Annotated in this window: 15 protein-coding genes; 9 read left to right on the forward strand and 6 right to left on the reverse strand. The window is 65.3% G+C overall.

From position 1 onward, the window contains the following. Nucleotides 1–21: 21 nt before the first annotated feature. From OPIT5_29155 to OPIT5_29165, 3 genes are read right to left on the reverse strand one after another with little or no spacing between them, the layout of a single operon-like run. Entirely contained in the window at nt 22–1,182 is a 1,161-nt protein-coding gene (locus tag OPIT5_29155) for a phosphofructokinase (protein ID AHF93664.1), read from the reverse strand. Beyond that, a complete protein-coding gene (locus OPIT5_29160; GenBank protein AHF93665.1) occupies nt 1,179–3,953 on the reverse strand; it encodes a DEAD/DEAH box helicase in 2,775 nt (924 codons plus the stop codon). The genes OPIT5_29155 and OPIT5_29160 overlap by 4 nt, the downstream gene beginning before the upstream one ends. Nucleotides 3,954–3,983: 30 nt before the next feature. Next, nucleotides 3,984–4,994, reverse strand: coding sequence for an AraC family transcriptional regulator (locus OPIT5_29165; GenBank protein ID AHF93666.1), 1,011 nt, complete (start codon nt 4,992–4,994; stop codon nt 3,984–3,986). Nucleotides 4,995–5,121: 127 nt separating this feature from the next. Between OPIT5_29165 and OPIT5_29170 the strand changes: the two genes are divergently transcribed. The 6 genes from OPIT5_29170 to OPIT5_29195 all read left to right on the forward strand — a co-directional run bounded on the left by OPIT5_29170 (nt 5,122) and on the right by OPIT5_29195 (nt 13,537). Then, nucleotides 5,122–6,426 (forward strand): hypothetical protein, encoded by a 1,305-nt coding sequence (locus OPIT5_29170; protein AHF93667.1) that lies wholly within the window; start codon nt 5,122–5,124, stop codon nt 6,424–6,426. Nucleotides 6,427–6,505: 79 nt separating this feature from the next. Further along, entirely contained in the window at nt 6,506–7,273 is a 768-nt protein-coding gene (locus OPIT5_29175) for a hypothetical protein (GenBank protein ID AHF94871.1), read from the forward strand. Between the two features lie 67 nt (nt 7,274–7,340). Continuing rightward, nucleotides 7,341–10,136, forward strand: coding sequence for a hypothetical protein (locus tag OPIT5_29180; protein AHF94872.1), 2,796 nt, complete (start codon nt 7,341–7,343; stop codon nt 10,134–10,136). A gap of 84 nt (nt 10,137–10,220) precedes the next feature. Then, a complete protein-coding gene (locus OPIT5_29185; protein ID AHF94873.1) occupies nt 10,221–10,439 on the forward strand; it encodes a hypothetical protein in 219 nt (72 codons plus the stop codon). Next, nucleotides 10,436–12,025, forward strand: a complete 1,590-nt coding sequence (locus OPIT5_29190) for a sodium solute transporter family protein (GenBank protein AHF93668.1) — start codon at nt 10,436–10,438, stop codon at nt 12,023–12,025. The genes OPIT5_29185 and OPIT5_29190 overlap by 4 nt, the downstream gene beginning before the upstream one ends. A 96-nt stretch (nt 12,026–12,121) precedes the next feature. Beyond that, complete coding sequence (locus tag OPIT5_29195) at nt 12,122–13,537, forward strand: biopolymer transporter Tol (protein AHF93669.1); 1,416 nt, start codon at nt 12,122–12,124, stop codon at nt 13,535–13,537. A 238-nt stretch (nt 13,538–13,775) separates the two neighbouring features. Here the strand turns inward: OPIT5_29195 and OPIT5_29200 are convergent, their stop codons facing one another. Further along, nucleotides 13,776–15,185, reverse strand: coding sequence for a peptidase M20 (locus OPIT5_29200; protein ID AHF93670.1), 1,410 nt, complete (start codon nt 15,183–15,185; stop codon nt 13,776–13,778). 389 nt (nt 15,186–15,574) lie between these two features. Here OPIT5_29200 and OPIT5_29205 point away from each other — a divergent pair, with 389 nt between their 5' ends. From OPIT5_29205 to OPIT5_29215, 3 genes are all read left to right on the forward strand, one after another. After that, entirely contained in the window at nt 15,575–16,669 is a 1,095-nt protein-coding gene (locus OPIT5_29205) for a DNA-binding protein (GenBank protein AHF93671.1), read from the forward strand. Nucleotides 16,670–16,929: 260 nt separating this feature from the next. After that, entirely contained in the window at nt 16,930–18,219 is a 1,290-nt protein-coding gene (locus OPIT5_29210; protein ID AHF93672.1) for a CRISPR-associated protein, read from the forward strand. Nucleotides 18,220–18,222: 3 nt separating this feature from the next. Beyond that, nucleotides 18,223–19,821 (forward strand): CRISPR-associated protein, encoded by a 1,599-nt coding sequence (locus tag OPIT5_29215; protein AHF93673.1) that lies wholly within the window; start codon nt 18,223–18,225, stop codon nt 19,819–19,821. Nucleotides 19,822–19,878: 57 nt separating this feature from the next. Here OPIT5_29215 and OPIT5_29220 read toward each other — a convergent pair whose 3' ends face one another. After that, nucleotides 19,879–21,252: a hypothetical protein gene (locus tag OPIT5_29220; protein AHF94874.1), complete on the reverse strand. Its 1,374-nt coding sequence runs from the start codon at nt 21,250–21,252 to the stop codon at nt 19,879–19,881. Nucleotides 21,253–21,256: 4 nt separating this feature from the next. Next, nucleotides 21,257–22,723 carry a hypothetical protein gene (locus OPIT5_29225; GenBank protein AHF94875.1) on the reverse strand — a complete coding sequence of 489 codons (1,467 nt, stop codon included), beginning with the start codon at nt 22,721–22,723 and terminating at the stop codon, nt 21,257–21,259. Between the last annotated feature and the right edge of the window lie 502 nt (nt 22,724–23,225).

Consider the following 23,225-nt stretch of genomic DNA (forward strand, 5'->3'; position numbering starts at 1 on the left):
GTTCGCGGCTACGGGCCAGATCTAAAGACCCGCCGGCACGATCTCCACGCGCGGTGCCCATGCGGCGACACCGTTGCGAAATCCGGCGGAGTCCGTCGGTTGCCCGAGCGTGAGTGCGGACAACGAAAAGGCCGTCGCCAGCCGCGCCACCTCGGCCAGCGGCCGTTTCGCCGGGCGCGTTCCCTCGCCGAGCGCATGCACCACGCCGGCCACCATCGCGTCCCCCGCCCCCACGGTGCTCTGCACCCGGATCGGCGGCGGTTTCGCCAGCAGCGCCTCGTCCGCCGTGACAAAACAGGCGCCGGCCGCTCCCATCGAAACCGTCACCAGTCCGATGCCGTAACGGGCGATCAGCTCGCGGGCCGCGGCGATCACCGCAGCCACATCCGGCAAATGGCGGCCCGGGCCGAGCAGGGTCTCGAGTTCGGCAATGTTGGGTTTTACAAACGTCGGCCCTGCCTCGACCGCATGCCTCAACGCCTCGCCGCTCGTATCCAGCGCCACGGCGGCGCCGCGCTCGCGGAGCGCCCGGATCCAGTCCGCATAGATCGTCACCGGCACACCGGGCGGCAGACTGCCGGCCAGGACATACCAGGGCGCGACGGGCGTCTCGCTTGCGCCGGGAACCAGTCGCCGTGAAAGCTCCGCCAGCTCTTCGCGTGAAGGCGCGAGGCCGGGAAGATTGACGTCGGTCGTGCTGCCGCTCTCCGGGTCCACGATCTTGATTCCGGTGCGCGTTTCGCCCTCCAGCAGCACGAACCGGCCGGCGATATCCAGTTCGTCGAAAAACTCCCGGAAGATGCCGAGGTTCCTCCGTCCGAGAAACCCGGTTGCCGCGACGTTGCGACCGTAGCGGGCCAGCGCCGCCGCCACATTGACACCCTTGCCGCCCGGTTCGTCATGACTGCCGACGGCGCGGTTGACCTCACCCGCCGCAAACTCCGGCACCGTCACCGTGCGGTCGATCGCCGGGTTGAGCGTGACGGTGATGACCTCGGGCGCCTGCCCTGCCCGATGCGGCGCGAGCTTTTTTTCCCGAACGCCCGCTCCCGTGTGGCATGGGCGTTCCGCCCATGATTCCGGCGTGGCACGGGCTTCCGGCCCGTGTGACGGCGAAACCGCCGGATTGAGTGGCGCGGGCGTCCCGCCCGCTCCGTCCTGCCTCTCCCGTTCGTCGCTCATGATTCCGCCCCCCCGATCTCGCCCGCGCCCGCAAACCGCACCACCACGGCCGCTGCCGCGCGCGAGGCCGGCAGCGACACGACGAAGCGCGCCTCGTAGTCGTTATGCCCTTCCGCATCGACCAGCACCTGCGCCACGGGCCAGTCGCCGGTGCCGCCGCGCGCGCCGGCCTCGTCGTAATCGCCCCAGTGCGTGTGTTTCGCCGAACGGCCTTCCGGATCGAGCCGGAAACGGCCGCGGCTGTCGAAATACGGTGCGAATGCCTCCTCGATCCGCCGCGCCTCCGGCGAACGCGGCACAAACGATCCCGCTCCGCCGCCTTCGCCGGCTCCCTCCGCCGCGTCATTGCCGTCCGCCCCCGCACCGAGACGCGCCGCCGCGGCTTCGTAATCGTGCGCGGCCACCTCCTGCAAGAAGCCCAGAATCGCCGCCCGCACCGCCCGCCGGAAACCGGCCGCGTCGCGCGTGATGTCGTACGAAGCCGGCCGCGCCGGTTTGCGATCCGCGCCACCGTCGGCCTCCGCACCCGCCGTCCCCGGCGCCACGTAGTCGGGATTGCGCATGCGCTCCCATTCCTCGAGCAGACTGGAATCGATGCCGCGGATCAGCTCGCGGAAATACTCCTCCATCTCGATCACGTCCTCGGTCTTCGCCGCATCGGGCACCGTCTGTACGAGCACCTTCCAGACTTGCGAAAGATGGCGCAGCAGCAGCCCTTCGCTGCGCTCCAGACCATACTCCTTGATGTAGTCGGAGAACGACAGGTAACGCTCGAACATCTCGCGCGCGATCGACTTGGGGCGCACGTTCTCGTTCTCCACCCACGGATGCCTGGCGGCGAACGCGTTGAACGTCTCGTAAACAAATTCGCGCAACGGCTTCGGGTATTCGAGCTCGTCGAGCTTTTCCATCCGCTCCTCGTATTCGACGCCAGCCTCTTTCAGTTCGATGAGCTTTTGCGTCTTCAGCTTGTCGAGCTGGCGGCGCAGGATCTGGTCCGGGTCCTCGACGATCGATTCGCACAGCGTGAGCACATCGAACGGATAATCCGGCGAGGCGCGATCGAGCAGCGGCACCGTGTCGATAAGATAGAGCGAAAGCGCCTGATGCAGCGAAAAGTCCTCCTGCAGATCGACGTTGACGCGCAGCTTGCGGCCGCACGGCGGGCGTTCGTTGACAGGAAGCCACTCCACGATCTTGCGCTCCAGCAGCGCCCGGAAAAGCTGCCAGGCGCGACGGCGCAGCAGCCGTTTCTTGTGCAGCGTCTCGTGGCAGTCGCGGATGATTTTCTGCATCGCGCGACACCCGTCCGCGTCGCGGCCGAGCACGAGCAGCAACATGCCGTGCGACACATCGAACCGCGATTGCAGCGGCTCCGACGGCGAAGTCATCAGCCGCTCGAAGGTGCGCGCATCCCAGCCCACCTCGCCCTCGGGGGCGGAGCGTTTCTGCGCTTTTTTCTTCTTCGGATCACGCGCCGCCTTTTCGGCGAGGCGTTTGTTCTCGATGATATGCTCCGGCGCCTGCACGACGACGTATCCCTTGTCGTCATACCCGCGACGGCCGGCTCGCCCGGCCACCTGCTTGAAATCGCGCACGCTGAGGATCGCCGCCTTTTGCCCGTCGTATTTCCAGAGCTGCGTGAAAAGCACCGTGCGGATCGGCACGTTGACACCGACACCAAGCGTATCCGTTCCGCAGATGAGCTTGAGCCGCCCCTTCTGCGCCAGTTGTTCGACCAGGATGCGATAGCGCGGCAGAAGCCCCGCGTGATGCACGCCGATGCCGTGGCGCAGCCAGCGCTTCAGATCCTTGCCGTAGGGACTGTTGAACTTCACGCCGACGAGATCGTCGGCGATGGCCGCCTTTTCCTCTTTCGAGAGGAGGTTGAGGCTCATCCAGCTCTGCGCGGCCTCGGATGCGGCCCGCTGTGTGAAATAGACGAGGTAAACGGGCGCGCGTTTGTTGAGCACGAGGTCGGCAACCCGCTCGGTCAGCGGCGTCTCGGAGTATTCAAATTCCAATGGCACGGGCCGTGTGTCGCTGCGCACGGTGACGCACTCGACACCGGTGAGGCGGAGCAGGTCCTTTTCGAAAAACTCCGTCGCCCCGAGCGTGCCCGACATGAGCAGGAAACGGCTCTGCGGCATCGTCAGCAGCGGCGCCTGCCAGGCGTAGCCGCGCTGCACATCGGAGTAGTAGTGAAACTCGTCCATGATGACGGCGCGGATCGGCGCGAGCTCGCCACGCGCGAAAGCGATGTTGGCCAGGATTTCCGCGGTGCAACAGAGGATCGGCGCGCCGGGGTTCACGCTGGCGTCGCCGGTCATCATGCCCACATTCGCCGGACCGAAATCGCGGCAGAGCGAGAGGAATTTTTCGTTCACCAGCGCCTTGATCGGGCAGGTGTAGACGGAACGTTCGCCCGCGCAGAGCGCCTTGAAGTGAAACGCCGCCGCGACGAGGGATTTGCCGGAGCCGGTCGGCGTGTTGAGGATGACGTTCTTGCCATCGAACAGCTCAAGGATCGCCTCCTCCTGCTCCGCGTACAGTTCGAGCCCGCGCTCGCGCATCACGGCGAGAAACCGGTCGAGCACGGCATCGGTGGACGCGCCCGGCGGCAACGGCGCGAGCGGAGCGGGCGGCGGGGAGGGCGAAAATGCGGGAGAGGAAATGGAAATACCGGATGACATCAGGATCAGGAGGATGGCGCGGGCTTCGAGTTGGAAGCAATACCCCTGGCTGACGTTTTTTTGACCACCAACACGCATGCGCGTCCGCTGGATTATCTCAGGCGTGTCTCATGTCCCTGCCCTCCTCCGCTTCGGCGCCACCAACGGTTCCGGCGACGAAACGTCCGTTTTCGCCCGTTCTTCCAGGATTCTCGCCAGCGGAAAAATGTAGGAGGATTCCGGCAGGCCCGGGGTGAGTTGCCACTCCCGGGGCGTCTGCCCGGTGTGGCGGCGAAAGATGCGGATGAAATAGGAGGGCTTGTTGAAGCCGCAGGCCCAGCCGACCTCGGTCACATTGTGGCGGGCATCCTTCAGCAGATCCTTGGCGAGGCGGATGCGCTCGCAGGTGATCCATACGGATGGCCGGAGTCCGCGCTCCCGGTGGAACTGCCGTGACAGGTGGTCCGTCGAACAGCCCAGGGACCTGGCCAGCCTGGCGATGGACAGCTCGGGGTCGGACAGCTGCTTGCGGATGATCTTCTCGGCTTCCAGCACCAGCGGGGAACCAGCGACATCGGAGGTGTCCGGGACGGGCGATTTCCGTTCCTCCAACTGAAGCGACGAGAGCACGCTGAGCAGAAACGACTCCAGCTGCGAATGGATGTAGGCCTTCCGGTATGTCTTCGGCACGGTCTTGCTCTCGGCGATCCTGTCGAGGTGCAGGAAACTGTCGCGGCCCCACGCGCCGGGCAGGAGGATCGTGCCGTGGCCCTCCTGTGCTCCGGACACCGGATGCATGCGCGCCCGGTGCAGGAAGAAGCCGTTGCGCGCCTGCATGCACACGACGATGCCGTAGGATGACCGGAGGTCCAGCGGCGTCTCATGGTGAGCCACGCCGCGAGGCATCACGCAGACCTGACCGGTGCCCATCCGGAACTTGCCGCCGGGGCATTTGAAATCCGTGCCGCCGCCGACCTGAACGAAGAACTCCGGCGTGGGATGGAAATGGGCCTCGGGGTATCTCCGGTAAAGGTCTTCCGCGGGGGGGATGTGGATTCCCAGTCGTCCCGCCCGCAGCCGGGCCAGGACCGCGGTCAGGTCCCGTTTGTAGTCCTGATGGGGCAGCAGGTCGGATTTCATGATGTCGGATTTGTAGCATCATATCAGGCAAAGTGCAATTTTCGCCTGTTGGCCGCCCCGCCCGAAAATTCCTATCTCTTGTCCAGCGCAAGCCACTCCTCTCCTTGTCCCTGAATCCCCGAACACCATGCCCGTGAAGAAATCCCTGCTTTGCCTCGTTTCCCTGCTGCTGTCTCCGGCCGCATTTTCCCAAGCGGCCGTTCCGGTCGGCACCGAATCCATCCTCGTGCGGTCCGAAGAGCCGGCGCACAGCTCGCTGTATACCCCGAGTATCATCAGGATGGATACGGGCAGGCTTGTCGCCGCCTACGAGATCGGGGATCGCAGGACACCCAAGGACGCCCCGTATGCCTTTGTGCTCACCTCGGATGACGGCGGAAAGAACTGGACGCGGCGCGGGTCGGCCAGGATCAATCACGGGCGTTTGTTCGAGGCCGGCAAGAGCCTCTACTACCTCGGGCATGAGCGGGATCTGCGCATCATGCGCTCGGATGACACCGGCGAGACGTGGTCGCAGATATTTCAACTGACCCGCGGCCAGCGGTGGCACCAGAGCGCGTGCAACGTGTGGTATGCGCGCGGCAACGTCTATCTGGTGATGGAACGCATCGTGGACGACAGGATCAGGTCGTGGCCGGTGGGGGCGGCGGCGCCGGTGCTGATGCGCGCCAGCGTGGACGACGATCTGACCAATTGGGAGTCGTGGACCCTGGCCGACGAGCTGGCCTTTCAAGACATCATCCCCGGCTACCGGGAAAACGATCTGGAGATCGATTTTACCGGACTCCCTTTTTTCCCGCAGAGTTATCCGGGCCGGCACTCCCTCGCCAACAGGCGCTCCATGGCCCCCATGGGCTGGCTGGAGGCGAATGTGGTGCAGATTCTGGATCCGGAACACTACTGGCACGATCCGAACGGGAGGACGTTTCACCTCTTCCTGCGTGCGCACACCGGAGGCACCGGCTATGCGGCCTTGGCCAAGGTGATCGAGAACGCCGACGGGAGCATGACGACTTCGCTGGAGAAAGTGCCGTCGGGCAAGACGGCCCTCTTCCTGCCGTTTCCTGGCGGGCATATGCGTTTCCACGTGCTCCATGACGAACCAACCCGGCTTTACTGGATGGTGGGTTCCCAGGCGACCGACTCCATGACGCGCATCGAGCAGCTGCCGGCGGATCGCTACGACCTGCCGCTCAACGAGCGCAACCGTCTGGTGCTGCATTTCTCGAAGAACATGGTGGATTGGTGCTTCGCGGGGTTGGTGGCGAAAGGGGGAGGCAACAAGGAGTCCCGGCACTACGCGAGCATGGCCGTCGACGGGGATGATCTCGTGATCCTTTCCCGCAGCGGCGACGCCGAGGCCCGGACCGCGCACGATGGCAATCTCATCACCTTCCACCGGGTCAAGGACTTCAGGAAACTCGTTTATTGAGATTCAACAACATGCTGTCATGACGTATCTTAAATCGATATTCTCTTTCCGGTCCGCAGTCGCCCTCGCGGGGTCGCTGATGGTTTTGTCCGCGGGTCTGGTTGCGCAGGGGAACGCTCCCGTGCTCCTGTTCTCGTCGGATTTCAACGCCGCCAGCGGCGACTATGCCAGCAAGGGCAGCCTGCCCGCCGTGCTGAGGCCGATGGGGCCGAACCAGCGCCACGGGAAACCCGGATCGGGCGTGTCGGGCCTGACGGGGGACCGGGCGTGGGACGCTTCGGCGAACACCTCCCAGGGCGCGGGCGTGCCGGTCAATACATCGCGGGTGCAGGTCGACGTGAGTGGCTTCAACTTGTCGGACCTGAAGGGGTTCACCCTGGCGTTCTGGTTCAAGACGGAGCAGGCGACCGACGACGGCCTGCGTCTCTTTTGCCTGAGCATCTCCCCGACCGGCGGGATCTCGCACACCCAGCGGGGGATGGTTCTGCGGACATTCCGGGGCGGCCTGGAGATGTTTTTCGGGACGGGGGCGTCCAGTGTGCGGGCAACTTCCGAGGCCCACCGCTACAACCAGACCGACACCTGGACCTTTGCCGCCATCACCTGGGATGGCTCCGATGTGATGTTTTATGCCGGAGACCGGGACTCCGGCGTGAAGAAGGCCGGCCATGGCCGCTTCTCCGGTCCGCTGACCCATGTCCCCGGATCGCCCATCCTGGGCAACCACATTCAGGCCAACCGCGGTCTGGACGGATGGCTCGACAACGTCCGGTTCTACGACGGACCGCTCTCCCTCCAGGCGCTGGAGGCCCTTCGCGCCGCCGACGCAGCGGGAAGCCCCCTCTGAGTGCGCCCCCACCCGATCACCACCTCCCATGAAAACTGCAACACCGATAACATTCCCCCTCCGCCTCATGACGTTTGCCGCTGTCGTCCTTGCCGGCTCCCAGGTTTTGGGCCAGACGACGTTTACCTGGATTCCCAACGCCGCCGGCAGCTGGAGCAGCGCCAGCAACTGGGGGGCCTCCCCCGGCGGTTATCCCGACGCCGCCGGCGTCATCGCGGACTTCAGCCAGGTGAATATCACCGCGAACCGAACCGTGACCGTGGACGATGACTTCACGGTGGGGAGTATCCTCATCGGCGATACGAACAACAGCCACTCGTATACGTTCAGCGGGTCCGGTTCCATCACCTTCGACAACACCGGGGGCTCGGGTGCCTCCCGCCTGGCGGCGACCAGCGGCGCCCTGAATACCAACTTCACGGTGGACATCCACCTCGCCTCCGACCTGGAAATCGTCAACGCCAACACGGCCAGTGGCACAAACGGCTACTTCTCCATCGGTGAAGGCGGCAGCTTCGTGATCCAGTCTTCCACGGCGGGGCTCAAGACGATCACCTTCACCGACGAGTCCACGAAGCGGATCAATGTCTACAGCTCCATCCAGGATGGGGCGGGACAGGTCGCGGTGGTGGTGGACCTGTATAATCCCGACCTGACGAGCCAGTCCGTCAACCTCTACGGCGAAAACACGTTTACCGGCGGCCTGTTCATCAATGGCAATGTGTCCACCGCGAACGGCATCGGCGACAAGGCGCTGGGCGGGGCCGGCGGCGCGATCACGTTCAACGGCGGCAAACTGAACTTTGCGGGCACCTTTATCGCGGAGAATGGAACCGTGAATCGTGCCACCACCCTGCTGGCCGGAGGCGGCACGATCGAGCCGAACTCCGGGCACACGATCACTTGGCAGGGGACCATCGACGGCGAGGGAGCCCTGACCAAAGCCGGCGCCGGCACCCTGGTGCTGGCCGGCGCCAACACCTGGGAGGGCGGCACGGTGGTCAGCGCGGGCGTCCTCTCCGTGGGGGTGGATGCGAATCTGGGCGCGGCGGGAACGAGCGTCACCATGAACGGCGGCACCCTCCGCATCACCGAGGAGTTCAACACCCCCGCCTCCCCGCGCGCGCTGATCCTGAATAACAACGCCACCGTCCAGACCGACGGGTTCACCAACTGGTACGGCGCCGTCTCCGGAACGGGGCGGCTGACCAAGACCGGCAGCAGCACCCTGTCGCTCAACAACGTGAACAGCACCCACTCGGGCGGCATCCAGGTGAATGCCGGCATCCTGCGGGTCCGGTATGCGGACGGAGCCTTCGGCGCGGCGGGCAACAGCGTGACCTTCGCGAGCGGCACCGTGTTCCGAATCCAGGACGACTTCACCGCGGGCGCAGGCCGGACGCTCACGCTCACCAGCGGCAACGTGAGCTTCAACCTTTCCTCCAGCTTCGAGTGGGAGGGGGAAATCACGGGCGGAGGCAGCCTGGTCAAAACCAACAGCGGCATCTTCACCCTCACGGGCGAGGCCGGTTACACCGGCAGCACCACCGTGAACGAGGGCACGTTTCGCCTGGGGGCCAACCACCGCTTCACCCACGCGAGCAACGTGGTGCTGGGAGGAGGCACATTCGATTTCAACGGCTTCAGCGAGACGCTGGGCACGCTGAGCCTGACCTCCGGCTCCTTCATCCTGCTCGGCTCCGCCGGCACCAACCAGATCGTCTTCGCCGACAGCAGCGCGCTGGACTGGGGCGACTACGCGCTGTCGATCACCGGCAGCTTCGTGAGCGGATCGTCGATCCGCTTCGGCACCGACACGAGCGGCCTGACCGCGGAGCAACTGGCGGCGATCACGGTCAACGGCTTGTCGGTGGGCATCGACGAACAGGGCTTCCTCACCGCCGCCGCCGTGCCCGAGCCCTCCGCCTGCGCGGCGGTCGCGGGCGGCCTCCTGCTGGCGTTCTCCGCGCTGAGGCGGCGGCGCTTCCGGTATTCACCGAAGAGAGACGGCTGCCTTGCCCCGGCCGATTTCCGCCATGAAGCATGCTCACGCCCCGCCCGTCGCAGCCCGTCCGCCCGGCGGGGATTTACGCTGATCGAATTGCTGGTGGCGATGGCGATCCTCACCATCCTCGCCTCGCTGGCGGTCTTCGGCATCGGCCGCGCGCGGATCAGTGCGAAGCATGTCGTCTGCAAGTCCCAGCTACGAAGCATCGGTGTAGGCTTCGCGCTGTTCCTGGCCGATAACAAAGACGTCTATCCCGGGCCGGGCATCAGCCGGGCCAAACGCTGGATGTTCCGCATCGGACCCTACATGGGACTGGAGCCGGTGACGACCGGGACGCTCCAGCGGGGGGAAAGCGTGTCGCTCTTGAGCGAGGCCTACCGGCGCGCCGAGTTCCACAGCCCGTTCACGCCCCCGGAGCTTTACGACATGAGCTCCGCCCTGCATGAATCCATGGGCACCTATGGCACCAACGGCCTCATCGTCACCAACGAATCATGGGCAGTCTCGCCCGGCGGGCTGAAGGGCGATTGGGGCATTCGGGCGGCCGACATCGCCTATCCCACACAAACAATCCTGCTGGGGGAGCGCTATGCCGGCGTGCTGGGCGACGGCGCCACCGCGGAGACGCAGGGTTACAATGTCGACCGCGCCGGACCCTACCCCGACCGGCCTCAGGGGCTCGCGTCCAACGTCGCGATTTCAACTACCGGAAAGGCCCACGGCGGCGGGCCGGTCAACCTGCTGATGGCCGATTTCTCGGTACGGGCGATCCGGCTCGAATCGCTTGCAGACAAGTGGGGGACCATCGCCAGCAAGGATGCCGAGGGACTGCGCTTTCATCCGCTTTCGCCCTGAACCCGGCAACCCGTGAGTATCCAAATTGTGAATACAACAATCAGGCGCCCGCCCTTCCTCCGGATCTTTCTCTGCCGAGGGCGGATGCCGGCCCTGCTTGGGGCAGCCGTCTGCGGCGCGGCCCTGCCCTCCTCCGCCGGGATCGTAGCCGGGAAGCCGCCCGACTATTCTCCGGGCTCGTCGCTGGTGCGCCAGGAGGGAGTGATCTTCTCCCGCAGCGGGGACAAAAACGTCCGGTCCGCCCACGACGGCAACCTGGTCACGTTCCATCGCGTGAAAAACTTCCGGGACCTCGTGTATTGACTGACCCCTCGCTCATCCGCTTCTTCACCATGCTTTTTTTTGCCGCCGCACTCCACCCGCTCGACCTCGCCATCATGGCGGCCTTCTTCGTCACGATGGCCCTCATGGGAGCGCATTTCTCGCGCAAGACCAGGACCAGCAAGACCTACTTTCTCGGCAACAACCTGCCGGCCTGGGCCATCGGCCTCTCCATGCTGTCGACCTCGATCAGCTCGGTGACGTTTCTCGCCTTCCCGGCGGCGGCCTTCGCGCTCGACTGGCGGCAGGTGGTGCCGAACCTCGCCAATCCGGTTCTCGCGGCGCTGGCGATCTGGCTGTTCGTGCCCTTCTTCCGCAATACTGCGAAGACCACGGCGTTCGAGTATTTGAAAAAGCGATACGGCGAGGGCGCCCGGCTCTACGTCGCGGGCATGTTCCTGGTGATGCAGTCGCTCCGGCTCGGGTCCATCCTCTACCTGCTCGTCATCCCCATCCACATGATCACGGGCATCTCGCCCTTCTGGATCATTTTCAGCACCGGCATCGGAGCGGCGATTTACACCACCATGGGCGGCATGTCGGCGTCGGTATGGACCGACGTGGTGCAGGCCTTCATCCTCTATCTCGGCGGCGCCGTCACGGTGGCGGTGATCATCTTCGACTTGCCCGGAGGCTTCTCCGACGTCTTCCGCGTCGCTGGAGAGCATGGGAAATTAAGCCTCGGGCCGATGAACTGGGATCTCTCGGAGCGCACGTTCTGGACCATGCTCATCATCGGCCTGACGACCTGGGTGAGCGGCTTCGTGGCCGACCAGAACGTGGTGCAGCGCTACCTCGCCGCGAAGAGCACGCGCGAGGCGCGCAGCGCCACTCTGCTCTGCGCGCTGATGAGCCTGCCCACGTGGCTGTTCTTCTTCTTCCTCGGCACCTGCCTGTTCGTTTACTACACGGTGCTGCCCAGCGCGGAGGTGGCGGCGCTGCCTCCCGACTCGGTGTTCCCTCACTTCATCATGTCGCGCCTGCCCGCCGGGTTGAGCGGACTGGTGATCGCCGGCGTGCTCTCGGCGGCGGTCGGGTCGCTCAGTTCCAGCCTCAACGCTTTCGCCACCGTCTCGACGGTGGACATCCTCGCGCCCCACGTATTCAAAGACCGCTCCGAACGGTTTTACGCCCGGCTCGGCCGCATCATGACTGTGGCGGGCACGCTGGTGATGTTCGCCGTCGGCTACGGGTTCTGGTATGCGGAGAAGGAGAGTTTCCTCGATCTCTCGCTCAAGCTGGCGGGCCTGCTCAGCGGGGTGACGGTGTGCTTCTTCATGCTCGGCTTTTTCGCCCCGCGAGTGAACCGCAAGGTGCTCTGGCAATCCTTCACGGTGGCGATCTCGCTGAATCTCTACCTCGCGCTGGTGGAGTGGAAATTCATCCCGAATTTCCTGCGCATCCACGTGCATCCCTACTGGGTTTCCACGCTGGTCATCTGGGTGATGATCGTCCTCGCCCTCCTGCTGGCATGGCTTCAGCGGACCGGGCCCGAGCGCCGTCCCGGCCTCACCATCGCCGGAGCCAGGGAGACGCACGAGGCGGCCGGGGAAACCTCATCGGCCTGAAGTCCCATGAATGGTGATTTCGTTTTCGCTTGCAGACCCCTTTGGCCGACGGCGGCGCCCGGCGTCCGCCGACGGCCCGGGTTTCTCGCCTGCGGGATGAACCGGGGAATCCTCGCGCTCGCGTTTGCAGCCGTTTTTTTCCCGCAATGCCCGGCCGCCGCCATCCGGGATCTCTCATCCGGGACCCGGGAAGTGCGCCTCACGAGCGGGCCGCTTTCGCATGACATCACCAACTTCGGCGTCTGGTCCCCGGATGGCGAATGGATCGTCTGCGACGAGCGGACCGAATCGAGCGAGTTTACGACCAGTCGCCGCATCTTGCGGGTGCATGCTGAAACAGGCGCCGCGGAAACGCTCCACGAAGCCGCCGGCGGCGGTTCCTGCGGGGTGGTGACGCACAGCCCGGTGGATGACCGCGCGGTGTTCATCGCCGGACCGGACCATCCGACCCCGGAGTGGTCGTATGGATTTTCCCGCCGCCGGGGCGTGTGGGTGCATGCCGCCTCCCCCGGTGAGTCCCGGCCTCTCGATGCGAACGCCTACGCGCCCCCCTTCGTTCCCGGCGCGTTGCGGGGCGGATCGCACGTGCACGTCTTCAGCGGCGACGGGCGCTGGGTGTCCTTCACTTATGAAGACGAGGTGCTTCGGCTCCTTGAAGGCAGCGGCATCGATCACGACGCCAACCAGCGCAACGTCGGCGTGGCCGTCCCGCAAGGACCGGTCGTCGTGAACCGCAACCATCCGCGCAACCACGATGGCGACTTTTTCTCCGTGCTGGTCACCCGCACGGTGGCGGACCCGGCTCCGGGTTCCGACGAGATCAGCCGGGCCTGCGAGGAGGGCTGGGTCGGACGCTCCGGCTATCGGCGTGGAGACGGGCAATGGCAGAAAAAGGCGCTCGCTTTCCAGGGGACGGTGAAGTCCCGCCCGGGTGGGACGCACCAGGAAGTGTTCATCGTCGATCTCCCGGAGGATGTCACGCTGGCGGGCGATGCGCCGCTGGAAGGCACGGCCACGCGGCGTCCGGCTCCGCCGAGAGGAACCGCACAGCGCCGGCTGACGTTCACCGACGAACGCCCTTTTCCCGGCCTGCAGGGCCCCAGGCATTGGCTGCGGAGTTCACCGGACGGCGCCACGATTGCCTTCCTGATGAAGGACGAGCGCGGCATCGTTCAGCTTTGGGGAGTTTCGCCCAACGGGGGATTACCGAGGCAAATCAGCCGGCATCCCTGGAACATAGACTCGGCCTTCAGCTGGAGCGGGGACGGACGCTTCATCGCGCACGTCATGGATGGGAGCGTGTTTCTCACCGAAGCCGCAACGGGCGACGCCTGGCGATTGACGGCCAAAACAACCGATAGCGACGCCCCCATGCCCGGCGCCTGCGTCATCTCCCCCGATGGCTCGAAGATCGCCTTTGGCCGGCGCCCCCGCGGCACCTCCCGGCCACAAGTCTACTTCGTAACGGTGCCCCAGGTTTTGTCCGGTGAGAAAACGGAATCTCATGACTAGTTCCACTCGCCGCTCCGCATGACACAACTTCGAGTCGCACCCGATTTTTGTGGGTGACACGGATGCTTCTGGAAAAAATTCAGCCGCTCCATTGATATTGTAAGGTCTGCCGCTTGCCGGCGCGTCGCATCGGTATTCGAATCTCCAATGCCCTTCGCGGCCTTCCTCAAAGGAAGGCCCTGCAGGAATTTTCGAGCAACGCCATCATTCCGCTGCTCCGACGACACTGAAGTCCGCCTTATCGGCCCTGATCGGCAATGCCTTCGAGGATGCGCTCGGAGGCGAGTATTCCCTTTTCCATGACACCGAGGTCGAAACTCTCGTTGGGCGCATGCAGGTTGTCCTGCGGGAGGAACAGGCCCATCATCACCGAGTCGAGGCCGAGTTCGCGCTTGATATCCGCGATGATCGGCACGCTGCCGCCCTCGCGCAGGTAGAGCGGCGGCTTGCCGAAGGCCTCGGCGATGGCCTTGTCCGCCGAGCGGAACGCGCGCGCCAGCACCGGCGACTGGTTTTTCGGCGTGTTGGAGCGGTCGGGCGGCACCACGACATATGGTGTGCCGCCGTGCTGGTCGATGATCCGGTACGTGACATCGGCCGGCATGCGCTCGCGGATGGTTTTGTACAAAAGCTCGCGGATGCGTTCCGGCTGCTGGTTGGCGACGAGGCGGCAACTGATTTTCACGAACGCCTTGCTCGGGATCACCGTCTTCGTCCCCTCGCCCTGGTAACCGCCGCCGATGCCGTTGAATTCCAGCGTCGGCAGATAGCGCGTGCATTCGAACGGCGTGTAACCGGCCGTCGGATGAAAGGCCGGGATGCCGAGGAACTTCCGGTATGCCTCCTCGTCGCCGCCGAGTTTTTTCAGCTCCTCGCGCTCCCAGGGCTCCACGTCGAGCACGTCATCGTAGAACCCGGGAATGTTGACGCGCCCGTCCGGCGTGTGCAGCGAGGCGCAGAGCTCGGCGACGGCCTGTATCGGATTGCGCAAGACACCGCCGTGCAGGCCCGAGTGCAGATCGGTCTGCGGGCCCGTCACCTCGACGTCGCACAGCACGAGTCCGCGCAGGCCGCAGGTGATGACGATCTGCTCCGCGCTCGGGCTGCCGGTGTCGGACAACAGCACGAGGTCGGCCTTTTTGAGCCGGTCGCGATAGTCGTTGAGAAATTTCGGGAAGCTCGGGCTGCCCATCTCCTCCTCGCCTTCGATCATGAAAGTGATGCGAAGCGGCAGGTCCGGACGGCGCGCCAGCAACCGGGCCACGCCTGCGATGTGCGTGAGGAGCGGTCCCTTGTTGTCGGCGGTGCCGCGCCCCCGGATGCGCCCGTCGCTCACGACGGGGTCGAACGGCGGCGTTTTCCAGAGAGCGAGCGGATCGGCCGGCTGCACGTCGTAATGACCGTAGATGATGACGTGCGGCACGTGACCGCCATCGCCGGCAGCGGTCGCTCCGGTCGCCGGTTCGCGCTCGGCGAGGATGAGCGGATGTTTGTCGGTCCGCACGACTTCGACGGCAAATCCGAGCGAGCCGAGCAGCCCGGCCAGAAACTCCTGCGCTCCCTGCATGCCCGCCTTCGCGGTGGAGTCGGTGGAGATGCTGGCATGGCGGACAAATTCCTTCAGTTTTTCAACAGGATCGAAAGTCATGCCGCCTACCGTGAAGAAACCCGGGGCCGCTTCCAGCCGCTTTTTCCGTGAACGCCACTATCCCGATTGGCATTCACAAGATACGTAATCCCGAAACGACTCCGCACCCGGTCAAGGCGACGCCAGAAAGAGCGGCGTGGCTTCCCGCGGATGCGACACCATTGCGCGACCGGCAACCACGGCCGCGGCGACCAGAAATACAGGCACATCGGGTTTCACGGGAGCGTGTACGTTGCGCAACCAACCACCGGTGCCCAAACCGTGAACCTCCGGTTCCCGCCATTCACCAGCAACAGGGGTGCATGTGATCAAAATTCCCCAAAAAAACTTCCTGATACGTCCGTACCGGATCTTGCTGCCGATCTGGCGGAATCATTTATTATGGTGTCATGCCTCCTGTCGGCTCCCTCCCGTCCCTCTCCCCGCGCCCTGCGCACTCCGGCGGTCCTGCCTGCATTGCCCGCATTCGTCGCCTTCACGAATACCTTTCCGCCGGTCGCTGCTTCACAGCCGAATCCTTCGCCAGCGAATGGGAAGGCATTTCCGCCCGCACTATCAAACGCGACATCAATCACCTCCGCGATCGCCACAACGCCCCCGTGGAATGGGATCCCGCCCGGCGCACCTACCATTACTCCGGTCCCTACACGTCGCTGCAACTCACTCCGCTCCCCCGTATCGATGCCGACGAAGCCCTCGCCCTGATCCTCGCCGGCCGCACCTTCGCCGCCTGGCGCGGTTCCGCCCTCGGCCGTGCCCTCGCCGCCATTCTGGAAAAAATGGCCCCCGCCCTCGGCTCCGCCATCTCGCTGGCTCCCGAAGAACTCAACCGCCTCATCTACGAACCCGATTCCGACCCCGAGACCGACGCCGCCACGGCCGCCGAGCAACGCCACCTCGTCGAGCTTCTCGATGCGCTCCGCCATCGCCGCGAACTCCGCCTCACCTACAAAAAACCCCGCGCCTGCCGTCCCGCTCCGCGTATCGTTCATCCGCTCCACCTCGCCATTCTCGACCACCGCTGGATGCTTGTCGCCCACGACCCCCGACGCCGCGCCCTGCGCAATTTCCTGCTCTCCCGCATCGGCACGATCACTCCGACCGGCGCGACCTTCACTCCACCCGAAAACTTCGACGCCCACGCCCACCTCACCGGCAACATGGGTCTCTTTACCGGGGAGAAACTCTTCACCGTCCGTATCCGATTCGACGCGACGGCAGCGCCCTACATCCGCGAACGTCCCTGGCACGCCTCGCAAACGATCACCGAACTCGCCTCCCCGCACGGCGCGATCGAGGCCACGCTGCGCCTCAACAACCTGATCGACGTCCGCCGACGCATCCTTGGTTGGGGCCGCCACGCCCGCGCCCTTGCTCCCGCCGCTCTTGTCCGAGCCGTAAAGACCGAAGCCACCGCGCTCCTTGCCAACCATGCCGCTTCGCCCTCCGCCAAAGGCGCTACAAAAGAACTCCTTAAAAAATAATCAAAAAACAGAGACCGTGCCACCCTATGTCCCTCCCCGGCTGATATTCTGTCAGTCGATTTTTATCCAAAAGCCTTGCTCATCCCACTCACCAGCTCGCAACAATAGCCCTCATGCCCTCCTTCGCTGACATTTTCCAGGCAGCCACCGGCAACCCCCCTTACGATTATCAAGCCCGCCTTGCCCGCGCTACGCCGGATGCCTCGGCAAGTATCCATCATCGTCCGACTTACTTATCTCAACATCAACCCGACTAAATCATGAGCACTAAACTCGACCTTGCCACACTCCAGTCCGCCGTTCGCGGCACCGCCGCTGCCTTCCGCTCCCGCAGCACCCTTCAACCCGCCGCCGGTGACGGCACGAAGGTCTTTCCCCCAACCTATGATAAAGCCGCTTACGCCACGGAAGAGCGCCGCGTCCGGCAACCCGACGGCACCATCAAGACCATCCCCTGCGTCCTCCTAGATTCCGTGCAGGCCCAAGCCAACCGATTGGAAGACGCCCTCCAAGCAGCCATTGACGCAGGCCGCTTCTCGTCCTCGCCCATTCCCGTGGTTCAGGTCGATTTTCCCAACGAAAACCTCCTCAACGCCGTCGGAAAAATCACCAGCCTCCAAGCCCCCCACCGCATCGCCGATGCCATCCTCCGTGACAGCCTGCTGGACGATAAACCATTTCGTAAATCCGAGACCGGCGAAAAGCTCGATCATGTAAGCCTGCAAAACGCGACCGCGCTCTACGAACTTTGCCCGACCGCACTGGTGTTCGGTATTTGGGATTCCACCGGACCGAAAGGCGGACTCGGAGCAAAATTCCAGCGCGCCTTCGTCTCCGAGGTTGTCGGCATTAATGTGATTAAAGGAGCCAAGACGAGCAGCCGTATTGATCCACTCGGAATTCAAAAACAGGCCGGTCCCGTATTCCGGACACCAGAACACTCCATCACCTTGGATGCGACACAGGCACTCCAATCCAGTGGCAAACCCATCCTTTTTGGGAAAAGAAAAGGGAAGGACGTTACCTACAATCTGAAGGACGCAACCTTTCCCGACGAAGGGAGGCCATCGGCTGCCAATCATGGAAACATCGTCCCATCCGTCTCCGAAGGCGGCGTCACCCTCGACTACGCCGAGCAGACCGCCGTCCTTTCCCTCCCCGCGCTTCGCCGCCTGCATTTCCCGCTGGCCAACGGCACGCGCAGCCAAGAAATCGACGCAGCCGGCCAGACCGTCCTTGCCGCACTTGCTCTCACCGCCGCCGCACTCGCGTCCGAAACAGGTTTTGACCTGCGCTCGCGCTGCCTGCTCTGGCCCACCGGTTCCCTGACCTGGGAACTCCTCGACAAACCCGGTGCCGCCCCGACGCCGCTCACCATTGACGCCGACAACGCCATCAAGGTGCTGGCTGAGGCGGTCACCGCCGCCGAAGCGCTCGGACTCAAGTGGCGCAAGGAGCCGCTCAAACTCACGCCCTCCCCGCAGCTCATCACCCTCCTGCGTCGCAGCCAGGAACTCGCCGCTACCGGAGCCGCCGAAACCGAGGAGTGATCCATGCTCGCTCTCGGCATTCACTACCTCACTGGCTACGCCACGGCGACGAGCGTCGGAAGCCGCGACGAGGCCGAGTGGCCGCCTCATCCGGGACGGGTTTTCATGGCGCTTGTCGCCGCCCTCTACGAGACCAAGCCGCATCCCGGCGACACCGATTCCGCGTCCCTGTGGCAGGAAGAACACACCGCCTTGGAATGGCTCGAAGCGCTTGAGGCGCCATCGCTCAAAGTCAGCGAACACTTCGACAAACGCGCCGTCGTCACCAGCTACGTTCCGGTAAACGACAAACTCTCGCTCCCCGCGAACAAGCAGCCCCGGACCTTCCCCAAGGTCCGCCCGCATGATCCGAATGTGTTCCTAGTCTGGCCGGACGCGACGCCCTCCAATTCGCACAAAAACGCACTCCAGCGTCTTTGCGGCAAAGTCACTCGCATCGGGCATTCGTCGTCGCTTGTTCAGATGTGGCGAGTGCCGGAAGGTGAAGAGCCGGCCCCGGACCTCCATCCGGTCGCCACTCCGTCGCGCGGCTCCAAAGCCGTCCACCTGCGCATCCCCACGGCCGGCTGCCTCCGCGAACTGCAACAACAGTTCAACGGCGACGCCATCGACCGTTTCTTCGATCTTTCCGTCCGTATTTCGTCGTCCAGGGGCAAGGCGAAAAGAGAAGCCGAGGCGACATTCGCCGCCGAGTTCGGCACCAAGTGGACCCGCTCTCTCCCGCCGCCCACGCGCCTGCGTCCGATGCTCACGATCACCCGTCCCTATGTGCGGTCGCGTCCCGCCGCGGCCGTGATCAGCCACGGCTGCTTCGATTCCGATCTGCTGATTCTCGCCAAACAAGACGGTCCCAATCTGGGGCTCGAATCCACCGCGGCACTGACCGACGCCCTCCGCGGTGCACTGCTCAAAAGCTGCGGAGAGGACGCGCCCGAATGGCTAACCGGCCATCGCGCCAGAGGAGTCCCCTCCGAGCGCACGCACGCCGCGCTGCTCGCGCTGGCATTCGCCGGTTTCCCGCATGCCGACGGACATTTACTCGGCCTCGCTATCGCCTTCCCCCGCGACCTGCCCGCGCGCGAACGAGGCCGCGTCCTGCGCCCGTTTCTTTACGATCAGGACGGCCTGCCCGCCGAAATTCGCCTCACCCTTGGCAAGCTCGGCGTCTGGACCCTGCGCCAAGAAGAGCGAACCGTGCCACCGCTAACGCTGCGCCCGGAGACCTGGTGCCAGACCGCAGAACCCACGGACACATGGGCCAGCGTGACCCCTGTCGTGCTCAACCGCCATCCCAAGCTCGACCCCTACCCCGACCGCGCCGCCTGGTTTGCCGAGATCTCCGACATCATCGCCACCAGCTGCGAACATTCGGGCCTTCCTCGTCCTGTCGAAATCGACCTAGACAAAACCTCCTGGCACGAAGGCGCCCCTCGCGCTCGGCCCGGCGCCGGCGGCTTCCCTTTGTTGCTTGGTAAACCAAGCGCCCCGGCACGCCAGCAGATCCACGTCTGGCTGCGCTTCGCCAATCCCGTCCAAGGCCCGGCAAGAGCCGGGGAAAGTACTGAAAAGGGTCGGACGGGGTGGAAAGAAAAGGGTCGGTAAGCGAGGCCGCGGGAGGCCTGCGGGAGGCTCGCAGCCGGCTGGCGACGAGGCCGCGGCTCATGTCGTCGGAATGTAGATATCCGGGATGACCTGCTGGACGTGGATGCAGGCGGCGAGGTACTGGTGGGTGTTGTCATTGCCCATGATGCCGCTCCGGAGGAGGATGGTGTGCTGCCCGGCCGTGAAACGGCGGAGGGAGGGGGAAAATTCGAGGAGCGCCGGCGCTCCGTCCCATTGGAGGTGCCTGTTTTCGCCCGTGCCGCCGTCGATATGGAGCCAGAGATCCATGTCCACGTTGCCGGAGCCGTCCGAACCGGCGACCCTGGCGCTGGCATAGAGATAACAGATGCCGTCAGCGGGAAGGGTGAAGACGAGCCGGGCGATCTCGGAGTTGTAGTTCTGACCGTTGTAGGGAGAGACAAGCAGCGTGTCGGTGAAACAGGAGACGGGGGCAAACGCCCCTGCGACGGCGATGGCGGCCGAGCGGGCGGCTGTCGTCTGGCCTGCGCTGGTCGAGACCGTGACGGCGATCTTGTGGCTGCCGGCCGTCAGGGCCGTCGCCGACAGCTCCCGGACGTAGTCCTGGGGAAAGGGAAGGCTGGCGGGAAACGTGTCCTGAATGACGGGGCTGGCAGGGCCGTCCGTGCCGTTGGGGTTGATCTGGATCAGGGAGACAGTGACCTGGGCGAGGTTGGCCGTCTGCGAGTGGACCGTCAGGGAAAACGTGAAGGGAGCGCCGGCCGTGGCGTTGGCTGGCACGCCGGCAAAGGCAATGGTCGGGAGCGGCGGGAGCGGGGGTAGCGCCGCGAAAGCGAAGGGGATGGGCGCGGCGTCCTCGGCCGGGAGCATGTCGGAGGGCGTCAGCGGCAGGAGCTTGAAGGCGCGGGTGGTGCCGGGGAGAAAGACGGCGTGGGTGAGCGCCTCAAGATCGGAGCCGGGGATGAGCCAGGCTTCGGCGCCGGAGGCGTGGGCGGCGGGCTTGGTGCCGAGCCGGCCGCGCAGGAGAGTGAGCGTGCGGCGCAGGGGATTTTGCGCGTCGATGGCGATGGCGCCGATGCTCATGATCTCGTCGTCAATGACGAGGAGGAGGGTGTTGTTGGCCTGCTCGGCGTCGGGTTGGCTCTGGAAATCGTCGTCGGCGAGGTCGAGGTTTTGCGCGTCGAAGAGGAGGGTGGCCTGAGTGGCGGCGGAGGTGAGGGCGCCGGAGGCCAGGGCGGAGGCGGCCCAGTTGTCGGAGTCGGCGAGCGTGCTCCATGCGTCGGAATTGACGGTGGGGGCGTGGAGGATGCGGGTGGCGATGACCTCGTCGCCGGTGAGCGCGGCATTGTCCGGGTTGCGGGCGAGGGGGCGGCGGATGAGGAAGGCGATCGTCGCGGGAGCGGTGGGGGAAAAATCGGTGCGGGGCAGCTCGATGATCCTCGCGGCGGTCACGGGGTCAGGGATTTTTTGCGCGAAGACGGGAGGCGGCGCGGGAGGCGGGATCGGCGGAAGTGCGCCGAAGAAGCCGTGCTCGGCTTCGAGGGTCAGCGAGGTCTTGCCGCCGGGGGTGTCGGTGCGGGAGGTGATGCGGCAGTATTTTTCGAAGAGGCCGAGCGGGGGATAGGTGAAGTCGGCGTTGTGTCCGGGGAGGGCCTGGGCGCCGGAGGTGAGGATGGCGCGGGCGGGCGGGAGTTCGATGGTCCAGGTGGCGCTGGGCCGAGGTGGCCGTGGCGGCGGCGCGGGCGGCATATTGCTCGGCCATGACGAGGTCGGTGATGGCCGGCATGTCGAGGGTGGCGGCGATCTCGCCTCCGTCGCGGGCGGCGATCGCGGAGGTGTCGCGGGCGGTGACGGTGGACTCGACGAGCTTTGCGGCGCGGTCGCGGCAGGTGACAGTGACGGTGTTGACGGCTTGCGCGGCCGGAGTGAGGGAGAGGCGGGGCTTGTCGGTGAGGTCGTAGAGGGTGATGGAGGCGCGGGGCGCAACCTTCACGGCGTCGTGAGGGTAGCGGCCGGGGGTGATGGTCGACCCGCGGATGGTCAGGTATCCGTCATAATAGGACAGAAGTTTTTTCATCGTATCGGTGACGGGCTCGGCGCGCAGGAGCTGCGGGGAGTGGTGGCCGATGTCCGCCATGACGGCCGCCGAGAGCGCCTCCCACTGCGCCGGGGTAAAATGCTCCGGGGGGATGCCGGCGCCGTAGATTTTGTTGGTCAGCAGTTCGAGGATGGCGGCGGGGAGGGACTCGCCGCGGGGGTTCCACGTCGTCGGGAAATTGCCGACCTCGGGCTGCGGGGAGCGGCGGACGAGGATGCGGGTGTTGGGGACGTTGGTGCAGTTGCGGCCGAAGTACCAGTTTTCCATGCAGCAGAGCACCTGGCCGCGGTAGGCGGGGTGCTCGTAGCCGAGGGCGGCCCATTTTGCGAGGACGGTGTTGTCCGCGGGCTGGTCGGCGCGGCCCCAGTAGAGGCGGAACTGCGAATTTATCGCGTCCTGTCTGAGGGCGATGGTGGCGCGCCAGTACGGGGAATCGGGGTTGCCGGCCGTGTGGGCGGCGCCGTCGTCGCGGCGCAGGCCGTGCTCGTCGGGGACGCCGGAGGCCGGCCAGACGATGGCCTTGTTGATCTCGATGGCGTGGATCGAGTCGATGACGCCGAGCCCGGCGATGCCGGCGACATTGGCCCGGTATTTTTTACCGTACTTGATGCTCACGCCGTGCTTTTTCTTTTTGATGGTCGTGCCGGTCAGGCCCGGCTTGCCGGTGGCGTCGATCGTGTCGGGGACGATCCAGGTGAGCGGTCTCCAGTCGAGGCCGGTCCACCAGGGGACGGGGACGCCTTTCTGGTTGGAGGAGGAGTCGGTCGCGTCCTGGTTGTAGAGGGAGGGATCGTCTGCCGCGATGTCGGCGGCGCCGTTGGCCATGCTCATGCGGAAACCTCCGGTTTCAGTCTGGAGTCTGGAGTTTCGGGTTTGGAGTTTTCTGAACCCTGAACCGGAAACCCTGAACCCTGAACCGGAGGCGGCGGAGCCGCCTCCATGATACGGGCGGCGAAGAGGACGCGCCGGAGAAAGGTCTCGTGCTCGGCGTCGTGGACGATGACGCCGGCGCCGTCGGCGGCGTGGGCGCACTGGCCGTCGCCGGTGCAGAGGGCGAGGTGGTGGGCGGTGAGGCCGGTCTGGATCGCAAGGAGGTCGCCGGGGATGAGCCGGCCGAGCGGGGGGACCGATCACGAGGGCGAGGCCGGGGGCGGTGGCCTCCATGAGCCAGCGGAGGAGGTCGGGCCGGGCGGAGTGGTGGCCGTGGGCGAGGCTGTAGCCGGCGGGCAGGGACTGATCGGCGGTGGCGCCGCACTCGGCGAGCACGGCATGGATGAAGTGGACGCAGTCGACGCCGCCTTGCGGGCCGGGGACGGCGGTGTGGGCG

The organism is Opitutaceae bacterium TAV5, from assembly GCA_000242935.3.
Taxonomy (GTDB): Bacteria; Verrucomicrobiota; Verrucomicrobiia; order Opitutales; family Opitutaceae; genus Geminisphaera.

Bases quoted from the DNA above. Each gene is read 5' to 3' on its own strand.
- OPIT5_29155 (AHF93664.1), bottom strand. From the start codon at position 1,182: ATGAGCGACGAACGGGAGAGGCAGGACGGAGCGGGCGGGACGCCCGCG.
- OPIT5_29160 (AHF93665.1), bottom strand. From the start codon at position 3,953: ATGCGTGTTGGTGGTCAAAAAAACGTCAGCCAGGGGTATTGCTTCCAA.
- OPIT5_29165 (AHF93666.1), bottom strand. From the start codon at position 4,994: ATGAAATCCGACCTGCTGCCCCATCAGGACTACAAACGGGACCTGACC.
- OPIT5_29170 (AHF93667.1), top strand. From the start codon at position 5,122: ATGCCCGTGAAGAAATCCCTGCTTTGCCTCGTTTCCCTGCTGCTGTCT.
- OPIT5_29175 (AHF94871.1), top strand. From the start codon at position 6,506: ATGGTTTTGTCCGCGGGTCTGGTTGCGCAGGGGAACGCTCCCGTGCTC.
- OPIT5_29180 (AHF94872.1), top strand. From the start codon at position 7,341: ATGACGTTTGCCGCTGTCGTCCTTGCCGGCTCCCAGGTTTTGGGCCAG.
- OPIT5_29185 (AHF94873.1), top strand. From the start codon at position 10,221: ATGCCGGCCCTGCTTGGGGCAGCCGTCTGCGGCGCGGCCCTGCCCTCC.
- OPIT5_29195 (AHF93669.1), top strand. From the start codon at position 12,122: ATGAACCGGGGAATCCTCGCGCTCGCGTTTGCAGCCGTTTTTTTCCCG.
- OPIT5_29200 (AHF93670.1), bottom strand. From the start codon at position 15,185: ATGACTTTCGATCCTGTTGAAAAACTGAAGGAATTTGTCCGCCATGCC.
- OPIT5_29205 (AHF93671.1), top strand. From the start codon at position 15,575: ATGCCTCCTGTCGGCTCCCTCCCGTCCCTCTCCCCGCGCCCTGCGCAC.
- OPIT5_29210 (AHF93672.1), top strand. From the start codon at position 16,930: ATGAGCACTAAACTCGACCTTGCCACACTCCAGTCCGCCGTTCGCGGC.
- OPIT5_29215 (AHF93673.1), top strand. From the start codon at position 18,223: ATGCTCGCTCTCGGCATTCACTACCTCACTGGCTACGCCACGGCGACG.
- OPIT5_29225 (AHF94875.1), bottom strand. From the start codon at position 22,723: ATGGCCAACGGCGCCGCCGACATCGCGGCAGACGATCCCTCCCTCTAC.